This window comes from Saccharopolyspora sp. 7B (assembly GCF_020177435.1).
Classification (GTDB): Bacteria; Actinomycetota; Actinomycetes; order Mycobacteriales; family Pseudonocardiaceae; genus Saccharopolyspora_C; species Saccharopolyspora_C gregorii.
This window is the reverse complement of sequence record NZ_JAIUKC010000002.1, coordinates 189,765-192,714: the sequence shown is the minus strand read 5'-3', so window position 1 is coordinate 192,714 and position 2,950 is coordinate 189,765. Positions and strand designations below refer to the sequence as shown.

The window sequence follows — 2,950 nt, the reverse complement described above, 5'->3', positions numbered from 1 at the left end:
CCCCCCGGGCCCGGCCGGAACGGGCGGGCGCCGGGGGGGTCGCACCCCGGCCACTGGCCCGGCAATGGGGGGGGCCCGGGGGGCGCCGCGCGCCACCGGGCGCGCCCCGACGGCACCACCACCCCGCGCGAGACGTGGGAACAGGCCGGAACCGGCCTGGTGGACGCGATCACCGGTCTCTGGCTCGCGCCCACCACTTCCGAGATCACTCCGAGGGAACGGGGAAGCACATCGTGAAGGTGACGATCGACGAGGAGAAGTGCTGCGGCGCGGGCACGTGCGTGATGGTGGCGCCCGAGGTCTTCGACCAGCGCGACGAGGACGGCGTGGTGGTCCTGCTGGACGCCGCTCCCCCGGCGGGGCTGCACGACGGCGTGCGGGAAGCGGCGAACATGTGCCCCGCGGCCGCGATCGCGCTCAGCGAGGAGTCGTGAGCGTGCTGGTGGTCGGCGCCTCCGCCGCCGGCCTGTCCACGGTGGAGGCCCTGCGGCGGGCCGGGCACGACGGGCCGGTGGCGGTGCTCGGCGACGAGCCGCACCCGCCCTACGACCGGCCGCCGCTGTCGAAGAAGGTGCTCGCCGGGGAGTGGGAGCCCGACCGCGTCCGGCTGCGCACCGACGAGGTGCTCGCCGGGCTGGACGCCGAGTTCGTCCTCGGTGACGCGGCGGTGTCCCTGGACGCGGCGAACCGCACCGCGCGCACCGCGTCGGGACGAGAACTCGGCGCCGAGAGGATCGTGCTGGCCACCGGGGTGCGGCCGCGCACCCTGCCCGGGCACGAGGGCCTGACCGGCGTGCACGTGCTGCGCACCGTCGAGGACTCGCTGGCGCTGCGGGCGGAACTGCACCCCGGCGCCCGGCTGGTCGTGGTCGGCGAGGGCGTGCTCGGCTCGGAGATCGCCGCCACCGCGCGGGCGGCGGGCCTGCACGTCACCCTCACCGGGCCGCTGCCGACCCCGATGGCCGGGCAGCTCGGGCCGCTGGTCGGCGGCAGGCTCGCCGCGCTGCACGCGGAGCGCGGCGTCGAGCTCCGCCTCGGCCACGGCGTCACCGGGTTCACCGGGCACGACCGGGTGACCGGGGTGCGGCTGGACTCGGGCGACGAGCTGCCCGCCGACGTGGTGGTCGTCGCCGTCGGCGCGGTGCCGAACACCGGATGGCTCGCGGGCAGCGGGCTGCGGCTCGACGACGGGGTGGTGTGCGACTCGCGGTGCCGCGCCGCCCCCGGGATCTACGCGGTCGGGGACGTGTGCCGGTGGTTCGACGAGCGGACGAACTCGTTGCTGCGCTTGGAGAACCGCACGCACGCGACCGAGCAGGCGGGGGTGGTGGCCGCGAACGTCCTCGGCGCCGACCGCGCGTACTCGCCGATCCCGTTCTTCTGGACCGACCAGTACGACGTGAAGATCCAGGTGCACGGAACGGTGCGGCCCGCCGCGGACGCCGAGGTGGTCGACGGCGACCTCGCCGACGGGCGGTTCGTGGTGCGCTACCGCGAGGACGGCCGCACGACCGGGGTGCTCGGCTGGAACATGCCCAAGCAGACCCGCCTGCGCCGCCAGGAGATCGTCGACGCCGCCGCGGCTGCTCCCGCCCGCTGAAGTCCACTTCGGACGTTCCCGTGAACCGCTCCCACCGGAAGGCCACCATGCCCGAACATCCCGCCGCGGCGGCGGAGTTCCCGTCCGCGCGCTCCCGCTCCTGCCCGTTCGCTCCCCCGCCCGCGCTGCGCGAGGCCGCCGCGCACCGGCCGCTGACGCGGATGCGGCTGTGGAACGGCAGCACCCCGTGGGTGATCACCGGGCACGCCGCGCAGCGCGCCCTGCTGTCCGATCCGCGGGTGAGCACCGACGAGAAGCGACCGGACTTCCCGCACATCAGCGCCGCCTCGCAGGCGCACTCCGCCGACCGAGCGCCGAGCATCTTCAACACCGATGCCGCCGAGCACAGCCGGTTCCGGCGGATGATGACGTTCCCGTTCACCGCCAAGCGGGTCTCCGCGCTGCGGCCGTTCATCCAGCGCACCACCGACGAGCTGATCGACGCGATGCTCGCCGGGCCGAAGCCCGCCGACCTGGTCTCCGCGCTGGCGCTGCCGCTGCCGTCGCTGATGATCAGCGAACTGCTCGGCGTGCCCTACGCCGACCACGAGTTCTTCCAGCGGCACAGCGTGCTCGCCATCGACCGGGACGCCACCCCGGAGCAGAGCGCGGCCGCCAGTGGCGCGCTGCAGGACTACCTGGCCGACCTGATCACCGCTCGCGTCGAGGAACCGGGCACGGGCTGGGTGTCCGACCTCGCGCAGCGCGTCACCGCCGGCGACGTCACGGTCGCCGAGGCCGCGCAGCTGGGCATGGTGCTGCTCATCGCCGGGCACGAGACCAGCGCGAACATGATCGGGATCGGCACCGCGAAGCTGCTCCAGGACCCGGCGCAGCTGGCCGTGCTCCGCGACGCCGAGGACCCGAAGGTCGTGGCGGGAGCGGTCGAGGAGCTGCTGCGCTACCTGTCGGTGGCCCACCACGGGCTGCGCCGCGTCGCGCTGGAGGACATCGAGGTCGAGGGCGAGACGATCCGCGCGGGCGAGGGCATCGTGCTGGCGCTGCCGCTGGGCAACTGGGACTCCGCGGCGTTCGCGGAACCGGAACGGCTGGACCTGCACCGCGACGCGCGGCAGCACAACGCGTTCGGGTTCGGCGTGCACCAGTGCGTCGGCCAGCAGCTGGCGCGGGTGGAGCTGCAGGTCGTGTTCGGCACGCTGTACCGGCGGGTGCCGACGCTGGCGCTCGCCGTGGACCCGGCGGAGATCGCGTTCAAGTTCGACAAGCTCGTCCACGGCGTGGAGTCGCGGGCGGGGACCAGGTGACCCGCCGGCCCCGCGCCCCCCCCCCCCCCCGGGGGTCCGCGCCCCCCCCCCCCCCCCCCCCCCCCCCCCCCCCCCCCCGCCCGGC

At 75.5% G+C, this 2,950-nt stretch carries 4 protein-coding genes (1 of these 4 running past the window's edge); all 4 read left to right on the top strand.

From position 1 onward, the window contains the following. Tightly spaced (at most 47 nt apart), the 4 genes in view from LCD33_RS00835 to LCD33_RS00820 form a layout consistent with a single transcriptional unit that may run on beyond the window. Window positions 1–237 carry the 3' end of a TetR/AcrR family transcriptional regulator gene (locus LCD33_RS00835; RefSeq protein ID WP_224977403.1) on the top strand. The gene continues 600 nt to the left of window position 1, outside the view, so only the last 237 of its 837 coding nucleotides appear in the window; its start codon lies beyond the left edge, outside the window; the stop codon is at window positions 235–237. Further along, window positions 234–434, top strand: coding sequence for a ferredoxin (locus LCD33_RS00830; protein ID WP_224961215.1), 201 nt, complete (start codon window positions 234–236; stop codon window positions 432–434). The genes LCD33_RS00835 and LCD33_RS00830 overlap by 4 nt, the downstream gene beginning before the upstream one ends. Continuing rightward, window positions 431–1,600, top strand: a complete 1,170-nt coding sequence (locus LCD33_RS00825) for an FAD-dependent oxidoreductase (protein ID WP_224961213.1) — start codon at window positions 431–433, stop codon at window positions 1,598–1,600. The genes LCD33_RS00830 and LCD33_RS00825 overlap by 4 nt, the downstream gene beginning before the upstream one ends. Window positions 1,601–1,647: 47 nt before the next feature. Further along, on the top strand, window positions 1,648–2,865 hold the full coding sequence (locus tag LCD33_RS00820) for a cytochrome P450 (RefSeq protein WP_224977402.1): 1,218 nt from the start codon (window positions 1,648–1,650) through the stop codon (window positions 2,863–2,865). Window positions 2,866–2,950 lie beyond the last annotated feature (85 nt).

What these genes read in the sequence shown, in the direction of transcription:
- LCD33_RS00820 (WP_224977402.1), top strand. Translation starts at nt 1,648, where the DNA reads ATGCCCGAACATCCCGCCGCGGCGGCGGAGTTCCCGTCCGCGCGCTCC.